We start from the raw sequence: 2,500 nt of genomic DNA, 5'->3' as shown, positions 1-2,500 counted from the left end.
TGAGCTCTGACGGCGTACCTTTTGTATAATGGGTCATCGACTTGGTCTTACGAGCAAGCTTAAGCCGTTAGGTGTAGGCGCAGCGAAAGCGAGTCTTAATAGGGCGAATGAGTTCGTGGGATCAGACCCGAAACCGAGTGATCTAGCCATGGCCAGGATGAAGGTAAGGTAACACTTACTGGAGGTCCGAACCCACACCTGTTGAAAAAGGTCGGGATGAGCTGTGGCTAGGGGTGAAAGGCCAATCAAACTCGGAGATAGCTGGTTCTCTGCGAAATCTATTTAGGTAGAGCGTCGGACGAATACCCTCGGGGGTAGAGCACTGGATGGGTAATGGGGCCCCACAGGCTTACTGATCCTAACCAAACTCCGAATACCGAGGAGTACTATCCGGCAGACACACAGCGGGTGCTAACGTCCGTTGTGGAGAGGGAAACAACCCTGACCGACAGTTAAGGCCCCTAATTCATGGCTAAGTGGGAAAGCAGGTGGGACGACCAAAACAACCAGGAGGTTGGCTTAGAAGCAGCCATCCTTTAAAGATAGCGTAACAGCTCACTGGTCTAAATAAGTTGTCCTGCGGCGAAGATGTAACGGGGCTCAAGCCATGAGCCGAAACTTCGGGTGTGCATATGCACGCGGTAGCAGAGCGTGGTGTGATATAGTTCCATGCGTCCTTAGTGCCCTCGGGTACATTGGACGCAAGGAACTTTCTGTGAAGCCGGGCTGTAAGGCATCCGGTGGAGAGATCACCAGTGAGAATGATGACATGAGTAGCGACAAAGAGGGTGAGAGACCCTCTCGCCGAAAATCCAAGGGTTCCTGCTTAAAGCTAATCTGAGCAGGGTAAGCCGACCCCTAAGGCGAGGCCGAAAGGCGTAGTCGATGGGAACCAGGTTAATATTCCTGGGCCAGGAGATGGTGACGGATCTCGAAGATTGTTCGACCTTATTGGATTGGTCGGGCCGTTTAGAGGTTCCTGGAAATAGCCCTCCATTAGATCGTACCCTAAACCGACACAGGTGGATAGGTAGAGAATACCAAGGCGCTTGAGAGAACGACGTTGAAGGAACTCGGCAAAATACCTCCGTAAGTTCGCGAGAAGGAGGCCCCGTTCGTAGGCAACTATGGGCGGGGGGCACAAACCAGGGGGTGGCGACTGTTTACTTAAAACACAGGGCTCTGCGAAGTCGTAAGACGACGTATAGGGTCTGACGCCTGCCCGGTGCCGGAAGGTTAAAAGGAGGAGTGCAAGCTCCGAATTGAAGCCCCGGTAAACGGCGGCCGTAACTATAACGGTCCTAAGGTAGCGAAATTCCTTGTCGGGTAAGTTCCGACCTGCACGAATGGCGTAACGACCTCCCCGCTGTCTCCAACGTCGACTCAGCGAAATTGAATTGCCTGTCAAGATGCAGGCTACCCGCGGTTAGACGGAAAGACCCCGTGCACCTTTACTATAGCTTCGCACTGGCATCAGGTACAGCATGTGCAGGATAGGTGGTAGGCTTTGAAGCAGGGACGCCAGTCCCTGTGGAGCCTTCCTTGAGATACCACCCTTGCTTTGCTTGATGTCTAACCGCGGTCCGTTATCCGGATCCGGGACCCTGCGTGGTGGGTAGTTTGACTGGGGCGGTCGCCTCCCAAACAGTAACGGAGGCGCGCGAAGGTTGGCTCAGAGCGGTCGGAAATCGCTCGTTGAGTGCAATGGCAGAAGCCAGCCTGACTGCAAGACTGACAAGTCGAGCAGAGACGAAAGTCGGCCATAGTGATCCGGTGGTCCCGAGTGGAAGGGCCATCGCTCAACGGATAAAAGGTACGCCGGGGATAACAGGCTGATACTGCCCAAGAGTCCATATCGACGGCAGTGTTTGGCACCTCGATGTCGGCTCATCTCATCCTGGGGCTGGAGCAGGTCCCAAGGGTATGGCTGTTCGCCATTTAAAGAGGTACGTGAGCTGGGTTTAGAACGTCGTGAGACAGTTCGGTCCCTATCTTCCGTGGGTGTAGGATACTTGAGAGGAGTTGCCCCTAGTACGAGAGGACCGGGGTGAACGTTCCACTGGTGGACCAGTTATCGTGCCAACGGTAGTGCTGGGTAGCTATGAACGGAAAGGATAACCGCTGAAGGCATCTAAGCGGGAAGCCCCCCTCAAAACAAGGTATCCCTGAGGACCGTGGTAGACCACCACGTCGATAGGCCGGAGATGTAAGTGCAGCAATGCATTCAGTTGACCGGTACTAATGGTCCGATAGGCTTGATTTGATCCAGTAATAACAACATCAAATCAAAAGCATACACACACACAGTTAGAATACTCGACTTGGATAAAAATTGGTTTTTACTCGGTCTGGTGGCTATAGCACGAGCAAAACACCCGGTCCCTTTCCGAACCCGGCCGTTAAGTGCCGTCGCGCTGATGGTACTGCGTCTTAAGACGTGGGAGAGTAAGTCACCGCCAGACCTAGTAAAAACCAAAAATCTCTCTACGATGAACAAATA

Annotated in this window: 2 rRNA genes (1 of these 2 cut by a window edge); both read left to right on the top strand. The window is 53.2% G+C overall.

Annotated elements, in window-relative coordinates:
* Positions 1–2,263, top strand: a 23S ribosomal RNA gene (locus ACXAGA_RS16425) (it extends 567 nt beyond the left edge of the window).
* Positions 2,264–2,347: 84 nt separating this feature from the next.
* Positions 2,348–2,462: ribosomal RNA gene (gene rrf / locus ACXAGA_RS16420) — 5S ribosomal RNA — on the top strand.
* Positions 2,463–2,500: the final 38 nt, after the last annotated feature.

This window comes from Marivivens sp. ABH4_498 (genome assembly GCF_056160585.1).
This window is presented reverse-complemented; position numbering and strand designations above follow the sequence as displayed.